The 20,392-nt window shown below is 48.3% G+C and carries 26 protein-coding genes; 8 read left to right on the forward strand and 18 right to left on the reverse strand.

All coding sequences use genetic code 11. The annotated features are described in order from the left end of the window. The first annotated feature begins 2 nt into the window (after positions 1-2). Both NG795_RS10790 and NG795_RS10795 read left to right on the forward strand, forming a co-directional pair. Positions 3-2,198 carry a hypothetical protein gene (locus tag NG795_RS10790; protein ID WP_367288669.1) on the forward strand — a complete coding sequence of 732 codons (2,196 nt, stop codon included), beginning with the start codon at positions 3-5 and terminating at the stop codon, positions 2,196-2,198. Then, positions 2,195-3,277 (forward strand): hypothetical protein, encoded by a 1,083-nt coding sequence (locus NG795_RS10795; RefSeq protein WP_367288670.1) that lies wholly within the window; start codon positions 2,195-2,197, stop codon positions 3,275-3,277. Before NG795_RS10790 ends, NG795_RS10795 begins: the two co-directional genes overlap by 4 nt. Positions 3,278-3,461: 184 nt before the next feature. Here NG795_RS10795 and NG795_RS10800 read toward each other — a convergent pair whose 3' ends face one another. The 7 genes from NG795_RS10800 to NG795_RS10830 form a co-directional block, all read right to left on the reverse strand. After that, complete coding sequence (locus NG795_RS10800; RefSeq protein ID WP_367288671.1) at positions 3,462-3,803, reverse strand: hypothetical protein; 342 nt, start codon at positions 3,801-3,803, stop codon at positions 3,462-3,464. A gap of 15 nt (positions 3,804-3,818) precedes the next feature. Further along, the gene (locus tag NG795_RS10805; protein WP_367288672.1) at positions 3,819-4,310 is read right to left on the reverse strand and encodes a C39 family peptidase; all 492 of its coding nucleotides are present in this window, start codon (positions 4,308-4,310) and stop codon (positions 3,819-3,821) included. Then, positions 4,307-4,702: a hypothetical protein gene (locus tag NG795_RS10810; protein WP_367288673.1), complete on the reverse strand. Its 396-nt coding sequence runs from the start codon at positions 4,700-4,702 to the stop codon at positions 4,307-4,309. Before NG795_RS10810 ends, NG795_RS10805 begins: the two co-directional genes overlap by 4 nt. A 10-nt stretch (positions 4,703-4,712) precedes the next feature. Then, the gene (locus tag NG795_RS10815) at positions 4,713-5,729 is read right to left on the reverse strand and encodes a hypothetical protein (protein ID WP_367288674.1); all 1,017 of its coding nucleotides are present in this window, start codon (positions 5,727-5,729) and stop codon (positions 4,713-4,715) included. A gap of 368 nt (positions 5,730-6,097) precedes the next feature. Beyond that, complete coding sequence (locus tag NG795_RS10820; RefSeq protein ID WP_367288675.1) at positions 6,098-6,355, reverse strand: hypothetical protein; 258 nt, start codon at positions 6,353-6,355, stop codon at positions 6,098-6,100. Beyond that, the gene (locus NG795_RS10825; protein ID WP_367288676.1) at positions 6,342-6,953 is read right to left on the reverse strand and encodes a hypothetical protein; all 612 of its coding nucleotides are present in this window, start codon (positions 6,951-6,953) and stop codon (positions 6,342-6,344) included. Before NG795_RS10825 ends, NG795_RS10820 begins: the two co-directional genes overlap by 14 nt. 147 nt (positions 6,954-7,100) lie before the next feature. Next, the gene (locus NG795_RS10830; RefSeq protein WP_367288677.1) at positions 7,101-7,421 is read right to left on the reverse strand and encodes a hypothetical protein; all 321 of its coding nucleotides are present in this window, start codon (positions 7,419-7,421) and stop codon (positions 7,101-7,103) included. A 266-nt stretch (positions 7,422-7,687) separates the two neighbouring features. On the opposite strand from NG795_RS10830, the gene NG795_RS10835 reads away from it, so the two are divergent. Next, positions 7,688-8,251 (forward strand): hypothetical protein, encoded by a 564-nt coding sequence (locus NG795_RS10835; protein WP_367288678.1) that lies wholly within the window; start codon positions 7,688-7,690, stop codon positions 8,249-8,251. An 821-nt stretch (positions 8,252-9,072) separates the two neighbouring features. Here the strand turns inward: NG795_RS10835 and NG795_RS10840 are convergent. From NG795_RS10840 to NG795_RS10890, 11 genes are all read right to left on the reverse strand, one after another. After that, positions 9,073-9,837, reverse strand: coding sequence for a tyrosine-type recombinase/integrase (locus tag NG795_RS10840; RefSeq protein ID WP_367288679.1), 765 nt, complete (start codon positions 9,835-9,837; stop codon positions 9,073-9,075). A gap of 125 nt (positions 9,838-9,962) precedes the next feature. Beyond that, on the reverse strand, positions 9,963-10,163 hold the full coding sequence (locus NG795_RS10845; RefSeq protein ID WP_367288680.1) for a hypothetical protein: 201 nt from the start codon (positions 10,161-10,163) through the stop codon (positions 9,963-9,965). Continuing rightward, positions 10,147-10,530, reverse strand: coding sequence for a hypothetical protein (locus tag NG795_RS10850; protein WP_367288681.1), 384 nt, complete (start codon positions 10,528-10,530; stop codon positions 10,147-10,149). Before NG795_RS10850 ends, NG795_RS10845 begins: the two co-directional genes overlap by 17 nt. Then, entirely contained in the window at positions 10,531-10,971 is a 441-nt protein-coding gene (locus NG795_RS10855; protein ID WP_367288682.1) for a hypothetical protein, read from the reverse strand. A gap of 488 nt (positions 10,972-11,459) precedes the next feature. Next, complete coding sequence (locus NG795_RS10860; RefSeq protein WP_367288683.1) at positions 11,460-11,942, reverse strand: hypothetical protein; 483 nt, start codon at positions 11,940-11,942, stop codon at positions 11,460-11,462. An 8-nt stretch (positions 11,943-11,950) separates the two neighbouring features. Continuing rightward, on the reverse strand, positions 11,951-12,160 hold the full coding sequence (locus NG795_RS10865) for a hypothetical protein (protein ID WP_367288684.1): 210 nt from the start codon (positions 12,158-12,160) through the stop codon (positions 11,951-11,953). Further along, on the reverse strand, positions 12,153-12,446 hold the full coding sequence (locus NG795_RS10870; RefSeq protein ID WP_367288685.1) for a hypothetical protein: 294 nt from the start codon (positions 12,444-12,446) through the stop codon (positions 12,153-12,155). Before NG795_RS10870 ends, NG795_RS10865 begins: the two co-directional genes overlap by 8 nt. Positions 12,447-12,780: 334 nt before the next feature. Beyond that, positions 12,781-12,981 carry a helix-turn-helix domain-containing protein gene (locus NG795_RS10875; protein WP_367288686.1) on the reverse strand — a complete coding sequence of 67 codons (201 nt, stop codon included), beginning with the start codon at positions 12,979-12,981 and terminating at the stop codon, positions 12,781-12,783. Between the two features lie 193 nt (positions 12,982-13,174). Further along, the gene (locus NG795_RS10880; protein ID WP_367288687.1) at positions 13,175-13,534 is read right to left on the reverse strand and encodes a hypothetical protein; all 360 of its coding nucleotides are present in this window, start codon (positions 13,532-13,534) and stop codon (positions 13,175-13,177) included. A gap of 9 nt (positions 13,535-13,543) precedes the next feature. Beyond that, on the reverse strand, positions 13,544-15,484 hold the full coding sequence (locus NG795_RS10885; RefSeq protein ID WP_367288688.1) for a hypothetical protein: 1,941 nt from the start codon (positions 15,482-15,484) through the stop codon (positions 13,544-13,546). Positions 15,485-15,570: 86 nt separating this feature from the next. Then, on the reverse strand, positions 15,571-15,855 hold the full coding sequence (locus NG795_RS10890; RefSeq protein WP_367288689.1) for a helix-turn-helix domain-containing protein: 285 nt from the start codon (positions 15,853-15,855) through the stop codon (positions 15,571-15,573). A 139-nt stretch (positions 15,856-15,994) separates the two neighbouring features. Here NG795_RS10890 and NG795_RS10895 point away from each other — a divergent pair, with 139 nt between their 5' ends. The 5 genes from NG795_RS10895 to NG795_RS10915 all read left to right on the forward strand — a co-directional run bounded on the left by NG795_RS10895 (position 15,995) and on the right by NG795_RS10915 (position 20,049). Next, positions 15,995-16,747: a hypothetical protein gene (locus NG795_RS10895; RefSeq protein ID WP_367288690.1), complete on the forward strand. Its 753-nt coding sequence runs from the start codon at positions 15,995-15,997 to the stop codon at positions 16,745-16,747. 40 nt (positions 16,748-16,787) lie between these two features. Next, complete coding sequence (locus NG795_RS10900) at positions 16,788-17,063, forward strand: hypothetical protein (protein ID WP_367288691.1); 276 nt, start codon at positions 16,788-16,790, stop codon at positions 17,061-17,063. Further along, positions 17,053-18,480, forward strand: coding sequence for a bifunctional DNA primase/polymerase (locus tag NG795_RS10905; protein ID WP_367288692.1), 1,428 nt, complete (start codon positions 17,053-17,055; stop codon positions 18,478-18,480). Before NG795_RS10900 ends, NG795_RS10905 begins: the two co-directional genes overlap by 11 nt. A 43-nt stretch (positions 18,481-18,523) precedes the next feature. Then, on the forward strand, positions 18,524-19,297 hold the full coding sequence (locus NG795_RS10910; protein WP_367288693.1) for a hypothetical protein: 774 nt from the start codon (positions 18,524-18,526) through the stop codon (positions 19,295-19,297). 161 nt (positions 19,298-19,458) lie between these two features. After that, a complete protein-coding gene (locus NG795_RS10915) occupies positions 19,459-20,049 on the forward strand; it encodes a hypothetical protein (RefSeq protein WP_367288694.1) in 591 nt (196 codons plus the stop codon). Positions 20,050-20,392: the final 343 nt, after the last annotated feature.

Genomic DNA, 20,392 nt, shown 5'->3' on the forward strand with positions numbered 1-20,392 from the left:
TTATGGGCAGAAGAGGGCGTACACCTGGTCTGGGCGGCAAAAAACCACCCGGGGGAAAATCGCCAAGAAGTCCAGGTAAAGGTGGTATGAAACCCCCTTGGATTCCGGATGTGCCTGAGCTTGGCATTCACGAAGGGGAAAACGTGTCGTTAGATACAGTCCTCGATTTAGGCGATTGGGGCGAATTGCGCGCAACTCCAGGCGGGCCAGTAGATCCGATGGATTGCAAAAATTGGCCAGGTTCACCTTTTTGTGAAGGGGATTTGCTTAACGACCCGAGGGATACCGGAGTTAGCGTAGATAATATCTCCGTTTCCGAGTGTGAAATTATCATCACATTTAAAATGAATGTTCTGGGCTTTGAGATGCCAACATTCCAAATCGCATACTCAACCGGGAAATGCGATGAGAAGCCACCACAACCCGAAGAACCGCCGCCGCCATTACCAGAATATCCGTTTCCGCCAGATGAGGAACCTGGAAACTCTGAAAACGTAAGATTTAATTGCAAGACAATTAATTTAGTCGTTTGGCATAACGATGGCAATGCGAATGGGGCAAGGTGGAGAGCTTATATACGGGATTCTCCCCCCAAATATGAGCCTCCATTTGGTGAATTTACTGTCCCTCGGTTTACTTGGGGAAACAGCCAACCCATCCGTGTCTACTTTGAACGCTGGCAACACTACTTAAAAAACGATGACGGAAGCTATCGCCGGTCTGCTACTGGTCAATTGATTCCAGCAAATACTTCTTTCAAATTGGGTAGAAAGGGCGGAATTGATTTTTACTACCACACACTTAGCGGCATGGAAGGTCCGCGAAGTTTTGCGGCAGCGATAACAGTAGACGAGGAGGTAGCAGAAGCGGGCTACTCGCCTAGCCAAGTGATTGAATGGATTCGAGCATTGAACCCCGTGCCGCGAGCTAGAGTTTATGGAAGCGGTGCACTTGAATCTTTAGATTACCTTTTTGGGGATGATACTCCGGCATGGGATGCCGGGGTGCAAGCTACGTGGCGGTATTGGGCATTATGGTCCCCAAATCGCAACAATTGTAAATGGACCAAAAGAAAAACAGGACCGCACTCACAAATGAATAATGATTGCTGCGATGCTTCTAAGGCTGCTTTGAGAAGATTAAAAAGGATTGAAGCCGTTCTACAGCCCGATAAATTTTTAAAATTTGATGAGAAGGGCAACCCAGAGAAAATTTTAGGGAAATTTCCTCGCAGATTAGTTTCTCCGGCTGATTCTAATGGCGTGGTAGGCTTCTTTAAAAATAAAGCATTGAAGATTTTAGGAAAAATAGTGGGATACGATTTCGACGCGAGTAAATACATCCCCATTGCAGGATATTCAGATGCGCTTTCCGCTATCACGAAGCAAGTAGATCGTATGGGCGGATTCTGGCCGACGACAGTCGAAATCGAAGATATCGACCCGGGTACCGAGGGGAATCAACCCTTCTCAATGCAGATTCACTCTGTAAGTGACGGATTCAAGCAAGCACTAGAAGCCCTAGCTCATTTGGTGGCGCGATCCGCCCCCAAGAATTCCCCAGATTCGGATGAAGATCCGACCTTAAGGATTCTGGGAGCAATCCTCACTGAGGTGGGACTGACCCACAAAATCACAGCGATCACCAACCAGACGACTAATAATATTGAGGAATTCTTAGATTACAAAGTTCGCCAACAAGAGGATTTTTTGCCAATGGCATTTAATCCCTTGGCGACATTGCCGAATCAGGGGAAGGAATACACTAAGCCAACCGAAGAAGAAGTCAATGTTTATCTGAAAAAACTTTTAAGGCCAAGTACCCATGAAATTATTGTCACTAAGATAGATCAGGATAAGCTTCTCACGGAGTGGCTACTGGAACTTCTCAAACACTCAAGTTCAGCCAGCGCAGCACTCACCCAGCAAATAAGCTCGAAGGAAGATTTAAAGAAAGCACTAGGAACTGCGAGATTAAACGCATTAGTTCAGGGGGCTTTGAACATGGAGCAAATCCGCAGAGTTTTAGGCCTTCCTTCTAACTGGGACATGAAAGATTTCTCAGAACGCTTGGAAGACAATTTCCACCCAGACGAAAATGTAGAATCCGGACTTCACTCGGAAACTAAACCCAAACAGGCGAAGGAAAAGCCTAGAATTAAGGATATTAGCAAGAACGGGCGGAGGCGGAAGCGATGAGCGAAGGAGGCGCGATAACTAAATGGGGAGATAGAATCTTCGATCTGGTGAATGCCTCCAATCCCCCAGGTGCTTATCAGGTGCTCCAACTCCAGCCCGACCGGGACAAGGAGGACTTCTATCACCTGGCGGGGTCCGAGGCGTTCCTCGTTGCCAATTCCTCACTATTTCTCGCGTTTAGAGAATTGCTGAACAATGAATTGGGGTTGGTGGATTTGAAGAAATTCATAGAATCCTTTGAGAAGGGATTTCCCGACGTTACCAACTTTCGGGATGTGAAATTCAATGATAAAAACAAGCCGTGGGGTCGGGAGTTTGCCGATCGCCCTCGCATCTTCATCCGGCACGAATATCCCGGCGGGCGATATGTCTGCGAGCTGGTTTTGGATGGTGACTCCTTGATCCTTTGGGGGACGGCCAGGGAAATTGTAAATCAGGTTGCGATCGCCATGCAGCGATCGCAGCAACTAGAACAATATGATTTGGGGGCGTGGGTCGGTTACCCGATCGGCGAATACTTGAGGCAGTTCCCGCAAGAATCAAAGCTTACCCTGATATTCCGGTTGAAAACGGAAAAGCCGGTCCACTACAAAACCGTCCGGGTTCCTTTCGTTGCTAGATCAGCCCTAAACTACCGGCGATTGAGGGAAGTCTGCGGAGGCGATACGGGTCTGATGTGGGGGAGAATTTCAGCCAACGCGAAAATTGGTAAAGGTGAGGATATTAAAAAGCTATCAGCAGTTTACGCATCCGGCCCCAACGAGTCTGAGGCGAAGAAAAATTTAAAAGGTTTTCTTGGACTAACGACACTCCCAACCCAAGGGATTTTCTACACCCAGGGGGACAACGAGAATAAAAAAGATAGGGATGATCGACAGGCTTACAAGGTTTTCCCCTGTAGCGTGGGGATTTTGACTCAGCGAGTGGTCAAGATGGCGGAGCGCGATCGCCTATCAGGAGGCCGAAGGACTTATGCCGGGAAAGTGAAGGGCAGCACTGTCCGTTTCTTGCTCACCGCCAAAACCGAACCTCCCGACTTTCAGGTCCGCCTCAATCAACTACTGCTTCCGGTTCAGTGAGTTGTCTTACCCGACGAGTTACCCGATGCGACGGTAACTCGTCGGGTAAGACAAAAAATAATCGGCACTCTTTCGTCAGAGTGCCGATTATTTTTGCCCTGATAGGGATTGATTGTTGTGATCGCTAGATTGTCAAAATTGGTTTCAATCCCTGATAGGGAATTTGGCTGCGATCGCCTTCCCTCTACTCTACCACAACTCGCTCGATAGCTGTCAAATTCCCGGTAGCCGTTCCAGCCCACACCACATTAAGCGCTTCGGTAGGCGTCTCGCTTTTTCCGTCAAAGCTGACATAACTTTGAGGCGGAATTACGAAAATTTTTGCTGAGGCTGATGCTGGCGAGGTTGCCACATCCCCTTTATTGAGGTAAATTGGGCCGTCGGTTTGGTTTATCAAGCCCAAGCCAATCCTTGCTGGGTTTGCGGGAATCAAAGCGACTGCGGTCGTGTTGGCCGGAATAACTACAGGTGTCCCTGTAGCATATTGTTCCGGGGCGGGGGTGATTTTCATCAATTCAAAAAACATATTTATTCACCTTTATTAATTACTGATTAGATGCGCCCAAAGTCTTTCGGGCCCGCAAATCTCCCGGATTAAATCGTAAGAGTGCCGTTGAAAAGCGCCTGGTAAATCGGCTCGGTATCCGGTCGCATACCATTCCCCGTAAGGGTCATGAACCCAAAAATCACCATTTTCGTATCCCGAGATGACAACTATATGCCCTGACGGAGTGAAATAACCGTGGAGCGCGATGGGGAACCCCCCATCCAGGTGATCCTCTAATTGCTCAATGCTTGCGTTCTGGGAAAATCGATTGCTTTTCCCATATTCGCGAACAATTTTAACCAGGGAATCGGGTGAATTGGGTGGGTATTTGCTATCCCTCGCATATTGATAAATTTCATCTTCCCATTGAAGGTGAGAATATTTTGGCTTGCGATCGGCTTCAAGGTAAGCGAGGCACATCGCAATACAGGTCAATCCTGGATTTATCCGCCTTGGGGAAAAGCAGGGAATGCTCAATTTCTTCATCTATCCTCGTCATTTGGAGAATCCAATTCTTTTATTTTCTTGAGCATAAATCCCCTTGTATCTTCTTCCGAGTCTATCTCCGAAGATTTTCTTCGGATGTACCCAGAGCGGTTTTCGAGAAAAGTCTCTATATCTTTTTGATTTCCGATTATTATACGGAGTTGCCAAGCAATGTTGTTAAATTCTCTCCCTATCTGAGCCTTTAATCTTGCAATTTCCTTGTGTTGTATTTCCAGGTCTTTGGTCGTTCTTAAAAGTTGAGATTCAATATCTTTGTTCTTAAGTTTTTCCGCCTGGTAATCATTTTCTATATGGTTTAGCTTCACCAATATGGCTACCGTGCCGCTCACTGTCGATGCAAGTAGCCCTATTAATTCCCATGTGATATCCACGGCTCCTCTATTATAAAGAATATGATAGCGCCAACAAGCTATCCGTGCACGAATCGAACAACTCCTCCAGGAAATTCTCGGCAAACGCTTTAAGGTTTGCATTTTTAATCCCTTCTACGCGGGAATCAACCGCCTTTTTGAAACTCCACGCATTGGACCCCGGACTTCCCCAAGCCTCAATAATTCTTCTGCGGTCTTCACCTAGGATGCTACTTAAAAATCCCGAACTAGCGCTTTTCCGAATTATCTTTCGCACATTCTTGTAAGCGGAAAGCATTAAGTAGTTTGCGCTAGATCTGGCGGCAGAATCTAATATGGGCCAAAGAGCGTCCACCGTATCCTCAATAAACTGGCCCGATTCCCGCAACCCATCTTTTCCCCCAGTGAAGCGGATCAACTCTTCCACTCGGGCTAGTGTGCTTGGGTTTACAGTGAAAAGCCCTACCGCTTTACCAGGAATCAGTCCACACCCAATCCGCCCTGTAGCCTCTCCGAGCGCACCACCCAGGATTGTATAAAAATTACGAACCAAACCCTGTTGGGATTGGGTAATTTCTTGATCCGTCACGTTCCAATTGAAGTTGTAAATTTTCCCAAAACCCCGAACGGCAAAACCCAAAGCAACTCCCATCGCTGAGGAGAATGCCATCTTGGCAATCAATCCCGTGCCAACAAATGCCGAAACCTTGGCAGAAAGAATCGCCAATCCTACCAGACCTCCCCCACCGACTACCGCCCCGATTAAGCCCCCTGCGATTAGCCTGCCGCAGGGTCCGAGCTTGCCGCCGACCCAGGCGATCGCGCCTGAAATCGCTTGGCTAACTTTGCCGGCAGCACCCCGAATCCAGTTGATCGCATTCGCTATCCCAGAAGCCGCACCCTTCAGCCAGCCAAAAATTCCTCGGCCAATATCGGCAAATACCCCGCCAACGGCATTTACAAAATTCCCCGCCACCTCTTTCGCTATCTCCAGGGGGGTACAGCCTGCAAAAATTGAGCTGGATAATCTTTGTTCGTCAATTTGCATATCTAATCTCTATTGCTCCGGTACGAAAAAGGCCACCTTAATCAGGTTGGGGGCATCGGGTACGTTGCGCCATCGCCAGGACCTAAATCCTTTTTTTATTTCAATAAATCTCAGTATCCCGGATGAGATAAAAGGAAGCGAGACGATCTGCTCATCTAGATCCGGGTAGATTCGGATCCCCGCACCCCGGACCCAATCCCCTCCAATAGCGTACACGGGGCGAATGAATACCCGCGAGTAAATCCTTAGATGGTTTCCGTGAAGGCTAAAACCTACTCTCACAATAGATGGATCAGCATCAATGGGAGCGGGGAGGCTTATCCAATGAGTGAGAGCCTGGACCGAACCTGCGTGATACCACGTCATCCCTAATAATACTCGTAAGCATCCTCAATCTCCACCAAGGAGAGCATCCGCTCATCGTACTCTCCCCCGTAGAGATATTCATCCGTTTCCTGCCAGCTCGCAGGCCGCAAAATTCCACTTTCTGCCTCTGCGATTAACACGCATTCCCCCGATCTAGATTCTATCTCAGATTGCCATGTGGGAGGAGGAATTCCCAGCCACAAGGCAAATTCTGGATCATCTGGGGTCAGGATCCTCCGTACATCATTAGCTGTTACCATAGTTGCCCGGATCTAGAAGCACCCATCCTTCTTTCAAATCATCTATCTTCGTGGGATCGCAGAAAGTGCTTAGGTTATCCATACCGCCCTCTCCTGTGATGGTAATCCCAATTTTTGGAGGCTTGGGGAAAGTGGCACCATAAACCAAGTCGGCATCATTTTGGGAAGCCTCCTTAAATCCAATGTTTGAAGCGAATCCTTTAATCTTATTATATTGCTCGGCTCTCATTCGCCACGCATATTTTACACCCCGAATCGTGACGAAAACCAGCTTAGACAGCTTGGATTGTCTTGCGGCTCGAAATTGGACTTTTGCACTTTGTTTCCATCCACTAGCCAGTGCCTGAGCAATTTTGTCATACCCGACATAAGACGTTACTGAATACTCTACAGTCTTTTTCGTCACCCTCGCAGGCCGGGGTGCGTCGCCACCAATAATTAAATTTTGAATATAGCTCCCAGCAACTCCCCCCGTTCTGCCTGGAGCTTGCCCAAGTGCAGATGCTTCCGCCATGTCAATATTCGTCATAAAGCCATAGTTCCCTACCTGCTTGATGACGCCACTTGAACCAATTGGAATGCCCATTTTTACGCTCATGAGCTGTTTGTTTTTGTAAACGTTAGTCTTGCCCACCTTTCCCCCTTATTTTCCCATTAATTAGAAAGAACCAAACAGATTAAAGACCGGGAGGATTGACTACCCGGCAATCCCCCACTCATCCCGCAAGAAATTCCCCCCTCAAGATTAAACGAGGGGACTCAGCACTTCATTCACAACAATTCGCCGATAAGTGGTGACGGAATAGAATCTTGGAACCACCACCACAGACTGTCCTGGGTTTGCTGGATCGGCGATGCTCGTTGCCGCACCCTCCGATGTGCTGATGAGGTTAACGTCTTGTCCCGCAGGAGTCCCCGCGTTATCCGCGTCCTGCGCTGCCTGTAGTGCCGTCAAAAAATCATCGACGGGCTTATAAGCAGTTAGGGCAGGATTTGTGATATCGAGGGAAACCAGGCTCCCCACAGGGAGATTTGCCGCGACTTCTGCAACCGTCAAAGTGGCCATAACTTATCGTCCTGTAGTTTGGAAAAATTCTCCTTTGAGCTTAACTCTGCTCTTAGAAAAATGTCAAGAGCTAAATCCTTGCAGGCTAAGGGATTTGGCTGCTATCTTTGTGGTTTAAATGCGTCTTTGCACCCATTGGGTGCAAAGATTCCTGAATGCATACCAGCGGGCTGATAAAATTGGTGAAATTCTTGATGTACAATCTGAACCCATCGGGGGATTGAACCTGGCTTGCCACGTTTTACCTCTCCTGTCCCCTATAATTATTGTTTATTCACAATAAATACATCAACTCAATGAGATCTATTACATTAGGAACAGGGGGAACAATTCAATCCCCTGATGGTAGCGAGTTGCTCGAAAATCTTATTTTCCGGCTAATCAAATTAGGGCAGTCCCGGGAACGGGATAAAAACCTTAATCCATCGGGACAGAACAATATAACGAGTTCGCTCTCTGATGACCCTTTGAGCGGCAGTTTTAACACGGCCCTATTTACTGCTAGTGTGGATTTTGCGGGCAAAGTGACCAGGACAGGGACAGAGAGATTTAAAATCGAATCAGAACCCTATCTGAATACTGGATTTTCATCGGGGGCAGGGGGGACTTTCGCCTCTAATTCCTGGGCCCAGGACTTAGCGGATGCTATAATAATGGGGGCGAATTTGCAGAGGGCAACCACCTACAATATTTATTCATGGCGAATCGAACCCAGTTTAACAACTGGGGAATTTAATGCAAGAATAAATATCTCTGTCAATAACGCACCAATACTACTGACCGCTACTGATTTAGGTGAACTCGCGATGGCTCAAGAGTTTTTACCCTAATTTCCACAATGTGTACTCACCCTGTAATCGAAGTGTAAACAGGATGTAAACACTGTATAAACAGGACTAATGCCTAAAATAATAAACTTACTAACCGGAGAGCAAAATACCGGAATCCCTCCCCACTCTTCTACTCACCACCAGGGTAGGACGGATGCGATTACTCCGGAGGAGATCGGGGCTAGACCAGCAGAGGAAACTATCCCTTGGACAGAAATCTCTGGCAGACCAGTTATTCAGACTTTCCAATTTAGTTCCTTTGAACCGTTTTTTTCTATCCCCCTTAATTTTCAAGACGATATTTACATCGCTTGTTGCTGCAACTTAACGGGAGGTGGACACATTGGGGGGTGGGGATTTGGGGGGTTCAGGGTTGAGTTTTGGACACACCGACTTGACCCTTCCTCTCCCTTTTCCACTACTTTAATTCGAGATACTTACGTCGGGTACGCCACTCAAGGGATTGTTTTAGTTGTAGCAACTTCTTATGGGGTGGATATCCGGATAGTAAATCAATACGGTGGAACGCGAGATATGGTGCTTCAATTATCTGTTGTAGGTACCGGAGCATACAGGAAGCAAGTTATTTTTTAGCCCTGAAAATCCTCGTGTCACGAGTTCAAGTCTCGTTCCTGGCATCTTTACATAGCAAGGCTTTCAGCCGAAAATAACCCTCCGATTGACTCTAGTCCTCGGAGGGTTATTTTTTGGCTACATTCCTTACAGGATGAGGGTTTCACGGTTAGCTAGAAATAAGCTAGAAATAAGCTAGAAATAAGCTAGAAAGTCAGCCTATGTCAGCCTATGTCAGCCTATGTCACTCAAAAATCGGGGATTTCCCCGGAGATGAATCCGGCATAATAGCGCATGAGGGTGGGTACGCTATCCCCAATCCATTGAGCTACTCTGGCAGGGCTTTCACCTCTGGCAAGGCAGAAGGTAGCAAAAGAATGGCGGGTGTTGTACTGCGGGCGATAGGGAACCCTCAGCGTTTCTAGTACAGGCTTCCAGTGCCGCCTCAAAAAGTTATTGGGCAGAATCAAATCCCCAGACTTGCTGGGAAATACCGGGCGATCGCTCTCCACTTCCTCCGGCCTGATTGATTCGAGCAATTCCTTAAGTTGCGAGTTAATCGGGAACCGCCTCACCTCCCCGGTCTTGGTGGAGTTTAAGCGGATGCCCTCAACGACGGGAGAGCAAAATTTAATGAAGTCGCGATCGCAATCTCCCCAGCGAAGCCCAACAGCCTCAGAAGTTCGGCAGCCCGTGAGGAAGAGAAATTTCACAAACCCGGCATAATGTCGGTGCAGTAGATCGCGCTCGAATTCGGCGATGATGCGATCGCGCTCTGCCTCAGAAAATGGATCGACTTTTGGCCGTTTCTTCTGGGGCTTGAGCTGTAGATTTTCAAAGGGATTTGCCTCCAATTCCCCTCGCTCTACCGCCCAATTGCAAGCGGCTCCCAATTGCTGAAGGGCTCGGCGGGCTGAATCCCGGGAGAAACTTCGGAGCAAATATTGGCTGATTGCTTTGGCGGCTTCTGGGGAAATATCGGAGCGGGGAAAATCGGGAATCTTCCGAATCACTGAATCAAGATTTTTCAGGCTGGAGGGCTTAAGCTCCTGAGCCTTAGCCTCTCGGTACCGGCAAAAAAATTCCCCCAACCCCTCTCGGGCTAGGGGAGTATTCTCAGGAGTAGGGATTGGGGGAATTAAAAATTTAGAGATTCGATTTGAGCTTGCTGGATTTCCTGGTTTTTCTCCTCTGCCAGTTTTTGGGCGATCGCTCTGTTTTGAGGAGAGTCTGGAAGATTCAGATAAAGATATCGCTTGAAAAATTGGGGAGGAAATCTCAGTCGAAGGTATCCCCGATCGCTTTCAATCCCAATTAGCCCCTTACGATTCCTCTTCATCAGCCTTTAGTTTAGCCGAATATCGCTTCAGATAAGTTTTGACCATTGGAACAAGGGCCGCCAAAACGTCTTCTGTTTCAACGTAACTCTGTTCCCATGTCTTCACTATTCCGTCAGTTACACCAACAAACCATTTTTTCTGTGCGGCATTTAGGGTAAGGGTTGCTACTACTGTACCAATAATGTCGGGGTCGGTAACATCATCAGGATTAAGCGAGAGGTAAAGTGATTTAGCGGCTTCCCCTCCAAAAACTTCCCACTTACCATCAGCCCAGATAATCCTAGCAGTGGGGTTCACTGAATTGTCAAATTCTATTTCTCTGGCGTGAGAAATATCTAAATATTTGTCTCCATATTTTTCCATCATTCAAACAACCCCCTTATATTGACTTAACAATTCTTTCCCTTTCTCAAAATTGCGCCCCTTCATTCCCAGGATTTCCTCAATAATCCAAGTATCGCTCTTGCCTTCGGAGTATGCAGATTTAATGGCGGTGAGGGTGGCGATCGCACTCCCAACTTCCGCCCCTTTACTTCCACTTCCACTAACACTTCCAGAATCCGCTACTCCTTGACTACCAACGGTTAGCGCTTCAGAAGTAGGAACGGAAGTAGGAACGGAAGTAGCTGGGAAGTAAGGTGCGGAAGTAGGCGGAAGTTCCGGGTTAGCCTCCTCTGCGATTTGTTCATAATACTGCTGTTGTGCATATTGCTCCGCAGCGAATTGGCTTAAGGCAATCTCATCCTCAACTTTTTTAATTCGCTCTAAAAGCCTATCCGTCACCTCCAACTGAACGCCACACACCAATAGGCCGATTCCGCAAAATAGGCCATAGAATAGGCAAATACTCCGAATCCTTGGATTGTCCCTAAAGAGTGATGGGGAGATGGAAACTAAAGTAATTCCAGAAAATAGCAGAATCAAGCAAAAAAAGTGAAGAATCACTGAAGTAGTGAAAGCATTTCGCCTGCCTTGGTCAAAGCCTGAAAAAAAGACTACAGCCACTGAATCACCCCCCCAACCAAGAAACTTGCAGCAAGGGAAAATACCCCCGCCCAAAATTGCTCTTTCTCAATTCTTAAGTAGGTAACTAGATAATCATCACAGGCTGCTACCAGGACAAGAAAAACTACCGCAATAATCAGACAAGCCCAACCCCAACCCAGTAAGCGGGGGAATATTTGAACCGCAAAACTTGGAATCCCCGCAAGGGCTAACCCGAACAAAAATAGACCTAAAAACTGGTAACCTCTTGCCAGCATATCTAAAGCCCGGGTAAATCCCGGGCAGCTAAATTACCTTAATCCTGCTTTGATGGCGGCGACCGCAGCGGTTGCCTTATTCTCTGCCCTTCCCAATCCAGCCCCGAGGGAAGCATAGGGAGCACGAAGCCCATGCAAGTGAGTTGCAAACTGAGTCTTGGCGGCGATTTTCTTTAGTTCCGCACTGGCAACCCGGGGGGCATATTCCCGGTAGTAGGCGCTCTGAACCTTGGCATCTGCTTTCTCAACTTGCCCCAACGCATGGAGGGCTTGTTCAGTGGGCTTGACTTGCGCTTTTTTTTGGCGGGCCAGCTCCTCTAGTTTGTCGGCTTCGTCAGCGGTGAAGTATCGGGGTCCTTCCAGGATGGGGGCGCTTCGCAAGTTTGCCATCTTGCCTGGATTGTTGGGGGAGAATCCGCCAGCGGGCTGGAAAACTAGGGAAGAGTTGATGTTGCTTTCGGATTGAGCGATCGCACTGGATTTATTCTCTCCACCACGGCCCAATATTATGCTCATTAATCCCATTACTTTGTTACCTCAATATGATGATTGTTGTTGATAGTCGAAGGTCCCGATCCTTGGTTGGCAGTTAAAGCCACCATGCCAGCGACCATAAAAGCCAGAATTAGAAGAGGGAATGCTCTCTCGAAAGAACTCTGCCGAGCATCTTCCCTTTGGAGATAGACCCGGGTCGTGGTTTCTACAAACTCGTTCGGATTATCTGAATTAGCCATTGTTGGGGTGAGGGGTGAGTAGTTTGTTTGGACCTGTTGACTGCAAGATTCTGGCCTCAAAAGCTTGGGGAGCATCCTGCAAAAGCGCTTGTAGTTTGCCGCGAAAGGAATCCCCAAAAGCCCGGGTTTGTAGTTTCTGTTGGAACAGATAAAGGGTTAATCCCTCCACTTCTTCAATCATTTTTTCTGAGGCTATTTCAGCGGTTTGATAGATGGGGGAATCAGCGGATTGCTTGCTCTCTCCCTGTAGTTCCTCAATTTTTTCTTTATCCTTTGCGTGGGCCATGTTTCCTCCAGATTTCTCTTATTGCGGGTTCCCTTCCTCGCTCTTGCACTAACTGGCGAAATTCAATTAATAATTGAATCCCTTCCCTCTCACACCCTTTAGATCTCTCTGGGATTTTAAGAAGTTTGAGGCTTCTTAAAACTGATTTATCCTGCCGTAAGACAGAAGGGGAGACCTGTAAGAGTTGCTCGATTTGGGAGTTGGTAAGCCAGCTAATCTCAGGTGCTAGGGAAGCGTTGTATAGTCGCGTATCCATCGCGTATCCGGTGCGCTTGTTTATCGCTTGTCTATCGTCAATATAAAGCCTGTCTGAATGACAGGCTATTGACGCTGGCTATTGACGGGAAAGTAATTGGTGCGCTAGTTCGGCGGCTCGGCGGCGATAAGCGAGGGAGGGTTTGCGGGTGCCGTTGCACCAGCGGGCGAAGGTGGTGGGGTGAACGTCGAAAATTTCAGCTAATTGCTCTTGTGTTTTGTCGGTTTGGTGCCACAAATCTACCGGGTTCAGTTCCGGTGGTGTGCTATAATCAGTCATGAGTGTAACCTCTACCTTGCTTTAATCAACAATTCAATGAACGAACGGGCGATCTCATGACAGTTACGATCGCCTTCTTTTTTTTAATCTTTATCACAGCGGTCTGACCGGCATTCGCGAACGGGTTCGGCGTGATGTATGACAGGTTGTATAACAGTCGTCCGAAACAGGAGTAAAATTGCAGCAAAAATCATCATTTTTTCTTACCTTTCTTGGTTGGGTTGGCTTTGGCGGCTTCAAGTTTAGCCGCAAGTTTTTTGGCCTCTTTCTCTCTTTTCTTTTTGCGCTGGGTGACTTTGGCGGCGCAGCTTCTGCCGCAGAATTTCTCAGAGCCTCCGATTCTTTTTTGAAATCGGATTCCGCACTCAGCACAGTTGCGGAAAATATCCTCGAAAACCTTGCGACCTTCTCTGGTTTCTCTGGCTTTTGCCCCACTATTTGGCCCGCCTCGGTTTAATGCAATCTTCCGATATCGTTCTTCAACTTTCGGTCCGTATTGCTGGCCTAGATATTGGGCAAATTTTTCATTGATTTCAATTTTTTGCTCTGTCATTCACTCCCCCTATGCCGTGGCTTTTAATAGGGTTTTTGACTTCACAATCACTGGATCGCGCCACTCGGATTGCCAGGATTCAATCTGAGAAACCCAGTAATCTAAATCTTGGGATTCAATCTGCCAGATGAATAGATGGGGGTCCCAACAGGCGACGATCGCAGGACCGGATCGCCCAATCACCCAATCTCCACAGGTGACAAACTCAGCAAATAACTTTTCGTAGCTTTCAAATTCGCAGAAATCCCAAATCCGATTAGCGAATTGGAACCCGGCATTTTGCAAGCGGGCTGCAATATCTCGGTTGTCCCACCCGTCCATTAGGCGGATTTTGTGGGAGTTTTCGGTGGCTAAATTCCATAGGGAGAATAGGGAGCGCGGACACTCTGGGAATTTATAGGATTTGGATGGGGTGCTGAGGTGAGGCCAGAGAAGACATAGAGAATATTCCCCCGCCTCGGGAAATTCCTGTGATCGCACCAACCAATTGCCCGGGCGCTCCTTATCCGGGCCCACTACGATATAAGGCTCAATGAACCGGCGAACGATATCCCCGGGATAGAAAATCGGGCAAGCGGTGGAGGCTTCTGGCGGTGGAGGCGGGGCGATGGGTTCCTCGGGGGGAATTCCCTCCTCGAATCCGGTGCAAAGGGGTTTATTATCCCAATACTGCCATTCCTCCGGTGACTCACCGGCTAGCGCTTCAACATAAATTCGGCAACCGGAATCGGTGAAGTGAATGCACTGCTCACACCAGATTGATTCCCAAATATCGCCAGTGGTCCCGTTGCTGGGGACAAAGCTGGACCCGTTGGGAGTGTCCACCTCAAAAATTGCCTGAGAGCGATCGCGCAAGTGTTGGGGCGGTGGCTGCAATTTTTCATCCATGCATTCAGGGGAGGGGATGCGATCTCCATCGGTTGCTAGAGCCAAATCCAAATTAATCGCGTCGATCGCCTGCTGCTTTTCCGCCTCGGTTTCCTCTAATCCCTCGCAGGTGATTACTGTGTAAGCCTGAGTTAGGGCTTCATTGCAAATATTAAACCGCAAGCTCCAGCCCTCGTATTCCTCATCGGGTTCTTCTAAATACCAGGGCTGTTCTAATGCCTTATCACAGACAATTAAGAAATTTTCCTCTGTGTCCCAAAACACCACACTAAGAACGTCGTTCCGAATGACTGCTACATAAATGTTTAAGTCTTCTGAAAAAATTTGATTGAGCGCCGCCGCCATTTCTTCGCAGTCAGGGACCGGAACGATCGCACCCTCCCCGCCCTCAAGAAAATCAGCCACGAACTGAGCACCGAAAGCATTGGCCGCCTTCTCATCCTCTGAGAGTTCATCCTCGGGGATAGGCTCCGAATCATCCTTTCCCACCAGTTGAGAAAGTCGGGTCAACCGGCCAAAAACGAGGTTCAGCTCTTTCACCGAACAGAAAGTCAGTGATTTACCTGTGATTTTTTGGGCAACCCCCTCACCCTCGCACCCCAACTGAGAGGAAAGGGAAAGGATGGATTCGATTAGCTTGAATTTCGCTCCGGCATCGGGGTCCGTGCCTTCTTCGGGGGTAGCGATCGCCTTCTCCTCGATGCTGGATTTTTCATCCATGCATTCAGAAGGGGGAGCGGCGATCGCATCCTCCTCAACTTCCACAACACAGCCAGGGAAGAAATCCTGGAGAGAAGTTTCAGAAAGAAAAGTTTCCAGGTCTTGCCCTTCATGAATCTGCCCGCCTGGACCAAATTGGTAGAATTGGCCCTCAACTTCCTCCCCAGGAGCCGGGGCGGAGGTCTCCCCCGGTAAAGGTAAAGCAGCCAAAATATCGGCGCTCCGGGGGGAGGCCGCGATCCATTCGAGTAATTCAGATTTGGAGAGGGCAGAGTAGCCCTTTGCCCCTGCGGATTTGCAGGCGGCCTTGAGTTCGGTGAGTTTGAATTCGGTGATTTTCATTGGCTTAGTGAATAACTGTACGCTTACCGTACACTTTAAACACTAAAATTTAAAAACGCAACCCTATTTACAAAAATTCATAAATCTCATTTTTGACCCTCGATTTCCTTCCTTAGCTCATGGGCGGAAACCGCTTCAGAAGGCTGGAATAGCTGAACTAGCTCAAAAATAGAATCACAGTTCAGGGCCACGGCTAAACGGTGCATCCTTGCTGGGTCAAGGTTTGGAACGCCGCCATTGTCGAGCCACTCGTGAATAGTCGCCCGTCGAACCCCTACAAACTTACTTAGCTTGGTCTTGTTCAGTTTCAATTCCCTATACCGTTCAATAAGCTGATTATTGACACCTTGTGGTTTTTTTGGTTCAACCATATTATAGTAAAAAGTGTACGGTATCCGTACATAAAGCACAACAACGGACAAAGGGTGATCGGCCCTTTGGACACTCAGGGGGATTGGTGGGCAATCCCCCTCACCCCATCAATTTAGAGCTAGGTAGAGAAAAATCAATATGCTGCCAGAGGAAAATAACCGACCCGCCCCCGCGATGGGGGAGATCTGTAAAGACTTCGCGATAATTCACGCCAATGCTGAGAGTGCGCTGAATTTGCTCAGGGGGCTGGATGAGAAACTGAAAAAGGAGATCGCGGCGAATCCCCCGGCTCCTGGGGATGGCGATCGCTATTACCAGTTTTATGCCCTGAGAATGAATTGCTTGGATTGCACGGCGGCCCTACTGAGGGGCTTCGATTCGGAGTTTGGCCAGGATATTTTGAGGAGGGCTGAGGAGGCGATCGCTGAGGAATTTGAATCGGAGAGGGCCACTCAGGAGGCGAACGAGGCGCACTATGAATCGGAGAAGGCGATCGCTGCTGAGGCTGATGAAGCGTGGACCTTAATTGGCAATTCCCTCGTAGAGATAGGACAAGCTTTGGAAGGGGATGTGATCCTCCTCTCCTATGCCGTAAAAAATAAAGATGCAATCGAGATTGATGAGCTATCCGAATATCTCGATGCACTTAAATCAAAGGCCAAAAAGAATCAAGCTAGACTAATAGCCCAACATCGCAAAGATTTAATTTTAGAGCGCTCTTTACGCAAAATTAAATTATTAGTTTTGCCTCTACTTCGGATGGCGAACGATACGGGCTTTCAAGACGATGACGGCGACGATAACGAAGATAAGGATACCCTCATCGAATCGGCAATAGAAATCCTTAAACAGGAGCTAAAAGCAATAAGAGAAGGGAGTATCCCTTATTGATTTTTTACGTCATACAAGCGTCATACATATTGAATACGCTATGAACGAAGAAGAGGAAGAATTATTTGATTCTGTCTTTTGGCATTTTGTAAATGTGCTAGAAGAATTTCAAAGTAAGGAATGGAATTCACCCGAGGAACTAGAAAGCGATTTTAGAGAGTGGGCAGAGGGGAAGATTGACCTCTGGTGCTCTTTCGTCGATTTTGACTGCGTATTGGCAAAAGTAAAAGAGAGGCGTCTTTCACAAAGAGCAAACTTTCATTCTCACTTTCTTGCACTCCAAAACCAGATAGGAGACAGCCTAAATGCTGGCTGATTTCCGCTACTGTAAAATCCAGCCCGGGACTAAAAAGCCCGTGGGCTTGAACTGGCAAAAAACCCCCCTGACCTGGGAGGAAGTTGCGGGCGAATCTGCCTGCGGAATCCTCTCCGGCCACGGGGGTTTTTTGGCTGTGGACTGTGATGGGTTCGGCGCGATCGCCCGCCTCACCGAATTATTTGGCGGCGAAATTCCGGCGACATGGGCATGGAGCTCCGGCAAACCCGGGCGGATTCAATTCGGCTTTTATGTGCCCGAGGAATTGCGCGATCGCTTTCAAAAAGCCCGCTACTGGGAAGACTTGCCCGACGGATCGCAGCTAGATTTCCGGTGGAAGGGTTGCCAGTCGGTTCTCCCGCCATCACCTCACCCCGAAACCGGCGCTTATCATTGGGTGCGATCGCCTGATGATTGCGCGATCGCCACTGCCCCCGAATGGCTGATTAAGTTTGCAGTTTCTCTCAATAACCGTAAACTTGCAGCTGTCCCCGATTCAAAATCTAAAGAGCGATCGCCTAAGTCTGAATCTGCCAATCAGAATCAGATTGAAGGCATCCGGCTCCCGGCGCGCTTATATTCGGTTTATCGCGCCCCCCTCAAAATCTGGGCATTCGCGCAACTCGCCGCCCAGGGCAGCGGGCGGGCGGAATTTTCCCTAGAATTTGCAGCGGGGGAATTGCAGCGATCGGTTAGCTCCCTCCGGCGATTGTTGAATCAAGGGCGATCGCTCGGGCTGATTCGCCATTTCTACACGGAGGGCGATCGGGCGATCGTCTATCCCTATGCTCTTAAGAAAATTTCTAAAGCCGCAGGACTGGAGAGCCTGCACGAAATAGCCGAAATTAAATATGAGGATATTAAGAATCTAAATATCAAGGCAACGGAGGCGATCGCGGCGGGCCTCCAACGTGCATCACTATTCGCCGCGAAAGAATCCCAGCGAGATCTCCCTGAAGAAAATCGCATCAAACCCATAAATCCCCTTGTCAACCGTGCGGAACTAGGACAGCGCGTACTTTGGCTAGGCCCAAGGTTTATTGGAGTGAGCGAAAAATTTGTACTTTGGGGAGCTAGTCAAAGCGCGATCGCAACCTGTCGGGGAGTTAGTGAGCGGACAATCCAGCGCCATTTATCAGAGACCTATCGGACTCAATCCTCGGAGGTACGAGGCTCTAGATCCGATTTGGAACCTATTAACAAGGCGCAAATCTGCCAGCGGTTACCGAGGCGCATGAACTTCCTCGGTAACCCAGCATTCTCCGAAATCCTGATTGATGATTTAGACGGCAAGATTTTGGCCTGTGGCGATCGGGTTTACCGTTGCCATACGAATCTATATCAGTTTGATGCGATCGTCAGCCTCGCTGGGTACAAGTGGAGGAGGGCTGCTTATAAATCCTTCCTTGCTGCTTAATTTTAATTTTATCAACTTTGTCTTTCCTTCCCTGGTGGTTATTATGCCTTCTGAGGAAACCTTAATTTTTAATCGCTGTATTCAGGAGGCTCAACGAGTTTGTCTCTCAAGTCAAAGGATTCAAAATTCCGGAGATATTCCCTACTGGGAAAATCAGCTTATTCAAATTCGATGGAATAAAATTCTCAAACTTAAAGCCTTCCCCATTTCCCAGCAACTCAAACTCTTAAACTCTCGCCTTAAAGATAAGGCCCTAAGCTACCAATTTTCCCCCGACAGCTTTGCTGATTTTCTTCAAAATTTTCATGTTGAAGCCCTTCGAGCATTTCGCCGGGAATTTGAGCTAGACAGCTATTCTCCAAAAAGCCGACTCCAGACCGCAGAGTTTTTCGTATTCTGCGATCGCTACGCATCCCGGAAGATTTTGGGCGGCATTCCCCTGATTCGACGACGGGCGCTTGATTTCCTGCATAGCCGCTCCCGAGAAATCTCTTGCGAAATTGAGGCTGCCGCCGAATGGCCCGATGAATTGAGCGCCTGGGGAGGAATGATCTATAAAGCCTATGTCCGGGCCGCCCACGAAGCCGAACGGGAGAAGAGAGCAGCGGGAGATCGCGCCGAGCTTATCTCCGAATTAATCAAATATCTCGAAGCTCGTAAGCAACCCGATTGCATCACCTATTTACGGCTAGTGCTTGCCGATGCACCCTTTTCGGAGATCCATGAAACCCTGGGATTATCTCCCCGCCAACGCGATCATCTTCAGCAAAAGCTGAGGTACTACGTCACCCAGTTTAAGCAAAGAACTGTGACATAGGCTGACTTCGATTCCAGTAGCGGGCAAGATTCTGAAATTTCAAGGCAAGCAAGCGAGACGCGGCCAGAAAGGGGAATAATTAGCGCAGTATCTGGTGCCTATTTATGAAAATCTGGCCACTATGGATTCCCTATCCAATTTCCATTTTGAGATCTGCGTTCGTGTTGGGGGTTTTTCTGGCGATCGCCCTCCCTTTCATGATTCCCCTGGCTATCAACCTAGATCAAGCCCAAACAATTGAGGACCTGACCGATACAGCGATCGCAGCAATTCTCGCGACCTGGTTTTGCTTCATTGCCCTAATCCCCCTCATTGCTTATGCCCACCACTGGGGAAGGGGCTTTTTAGAGGAGGAATGGAGGCGGCGATTTCCCTTTTTCCCCGGGCTTGAGAGTTGGTGGGAGGGATTGTGCGCCCCGTTCGTCCTCTCCCTGGGTAGTTCCCTGGGGATGGGATTGTATCTAGTCTTTGATGATTTTTTCCCTCAGCATTGGGATGATTTCGCGATCGCCAGTGGTTTCATAATTGGAGCAATGGCCTATTTCTACCAACTCGGTATCCTCTTCAAAGAATGGAATGGCTACCGCAAGCGATTGAAAGCAGAGCGCCGCGCCGCAAAGCAAAAGGCCCGGGCAGAAGCCCAGGCCGCAAGGGATAAAGCAGATCGGGAAGGGCAGGAGGCTAGAAGAAAGAAGAAGATTCAAGCCCAGGCAGCCCGCGAAGCAAAGCTCAGAAAAAGTAAAGAAAAGTAAGTTTTAACTGGCTGCCTGACAACAGCCAGTTTTTTATCATTTTACACCACCCTAAACAGACACTCTTTCCACTACCTCAAAATTTCCTGTGGTAGCAGATAGCCAGACAATATTTAGAGCCTCCCGGGGGCAATCATTCTCACTCAGCAAAATCCTTTGCTTGGCAGGAATCTCTAATATTTTATTTGTGGCTGAGGCAGCATTCGCCGTTGCCGTCCCCACATTCAAATAAACAATTTTATCGGTTTCGTTTACCAGCCCCAGGGCTGGTTGACTGACAAAAGTTAAGAATGAGGGCTGAAAGCTTTACATTCAGGGATTTTTAGCCTGGGGCTTGAAAAGA

This window comes from Laspinema palackyanum D2c (genome assembly GCF_025370875.1).
Classification (GTDB): Bacteria; Cyanobacteriota; Cyanobacteriia; order Cyanobacteriales; family Laspinemataceae; genus Laspinema; species Laspinema palackyanum.

Coding starts and splice junctions, on each gene's coding strand:
- NG795_RS10790 (WP_367288669.1), top strand. CDS start 3: ATGGGCAGAAGAGGGCGTACACCTGGTCTGGGCGGCAAAAAACCACCC.
- NG795_RS10795 (WP_367288670.1), top strand. CDS start 2,195: ATGAGCGAAGGAGGCGCGATAACTAAATGGGGAGATAGAATCTTCGAT.
- NG795_RS10800 (WP_367288671.1), bottom strand. CDS start 3,803: ATGTTTTTTGAATTGATGAAAATCACCCCCGCCCCGGAACAATATGCT.
- NG795_RS10805 (WP_367288672.1), bottom strand. CDS start 4,310: ATGAAGAAATTGAGCATTCCCTGCTTTTCCCCAAGGCGGATAAATCCA.
- NG795_RS10815 (WP_367288674.1), bottom strand. CDS start 5,729: ATGCAAATTGACGAACAAAGATTATCCAGCTCAATTTTTGCAGGCTGT.
- NG795_RS10820 (WP_367288675.1), bottom strand. CDS start 6,355: ATGGTAACAGCTAATGATGTACGGAGGATCCTGACCCCAGATGATCCA.
- NG795_RS10825 (WP_367288676.1), bottom strand. CDS start 6,953: ATGAGCGTAAAAATGGGCATTCCAATTGGTTCAAGTGGCGTCATCAAG.
- NG795_RS10830 (WP_367288677.1), bottom strand. CDS start 7,421: ATGGCCACTTTGACGGTTGCAGAAGTCGCGGCAAATCTCCCTGTGGGG.
- NG795_RS10845 (WP_367288680.1), bottom strand. CDS start 10,163: ATGAAGAGGAATCGTAAGGGGCTAATTGGGATTGAAAGCGATCGGGGA.
- NG795_RS10850 (WP_367288681.1), bottom strand. CDS start 10,530: ATGATGGAAAAATATGGAGACAAATATTTAGATATTTCTCACGCCAGA.
- NG795_RS10860 (WP_367288683.1), bottom strand. CDS start 11,942: ATGAGCATAATATTGGGCCGTGGTGGAGAGAATAAATCCAGTGCGATC.
- NG795_RS10865 (WP_367288684.1), bottom strand. CDS start 12,160: ATGGCTAATTCAGATAATCCGAACGAGTTTGTAGAAACCACGACCCGG.
- NG795_RS10870 (WP_367288685.1), bottom strand. CDS start 12,446: ATGGCCCACGCAAAGGATAAAGAAAAAATTGAGGAACTACAGGGAGAG.
- NG795_RS10875 (WP_367288686.1), bottom strand. CDS start 12,981: ATGACTGATTATAGCACACCACCGGAACTGAACCCGGTAGATTTGTGG.
- NG795_RS10880 (WP_367288687.1), bottom strand. CDS start 13,534: ATGACAGAGCAAAAAATTGAAATCAATGAAAAATTTGCCCAATATCTA.
- NG795_RS10885 (WP_367288688.1), bottom strand. CDS start 15,484: ATGAAAATCACCGAATTCAAACTCACCGAACTCAAGGCCGCCTGCAAA.
- NG795_RS10890 (WP_367288689.1), bottom strand. CDS start 15,855: ATGGTTGAACCAAAAAAACCACAAGGTGTCAATAATCAGCTTATTGAA.
- NG795_RS10895 (WP_367288690.1), top strand. CDS start 15,995: ATGCTGCCAGAGGAAAATAACCGACCCGCCCCCGCGATGGGGGAGATC.
- NG795_RS10900 (WP_367288691.1), top strand. CDS start 16,788: ATGAACGAAGAAGAGGAAGAATTATTTGATTCTGTCTTTTGGCATTTT.
- NG795_RS10905 (WP_367288692.1), top strand. CDS start 17,053: ATGCTGGCTGATTTCCGCTACTGTAAAATCCAGCCCGGGACTAAAAAG.
- NG795_RS10910 (WP_367288693.1), top strand. CDS start 18,524: ATGCCTTCTGAGGAAACCTTAATTTTTAATCGCTGTATTCAGGAGGCT.